At 77.2% G+C, this 303-nt stretch carries 1 protein-coding gene; it reads left to right on the plus strand.

Annotated features, from left to right (window positions below; all coding sequences use genetic code 11):
• Positions 1-303, plus strand: a 303-nt coding sequence (locus tag G3I65_RS03050) for a ketoacyl-synthetase C-terminal extension domain-containing protein (protein ID WP_160694518.1), incomplete at both ends; no start/stop codon positions are given.

Genomic DNA, 303 nt, shown 5'->3' on the forward strand with positions numbered 1-303 from the left:
TCGTTCGGCATCAGCGGCACCAACGCCCACACGATCCTGGAACAGGCCCCGGCGGCGGAAACCGCGGCCGGGGACCGCCCGGACGGGCCCGTCCCGTGGGTGCTGTCCGGCCGGAACCCGGCCGCCCTGCGCGCACAGGCCGAAAAGCTGCTGTCCCATGTGGACCGGCACCCGGGGCTGCACCCGGCCGACGTCGGGTACTCGCTGGCGCGCCACCGCGCCGCCTTCGAGCACCGTGCCGTGGTGGTCGGCGGCGACCGGGACGGCCTGCTGCGCGGCCTGGCCGCGCAGCAGGCCGTCCCG

This window comes from Amycolatopsis sp. SID8362 (assembly GCF_010550475.1).
In the GTDB taxonomy this organism is placed as follows: Bacteria; Actinomycetota; Actinomycetes; order Mycobacteriales; family Pseudonocardiaceae; genus Amycolatopsis; species Amycolatopsis eburnea.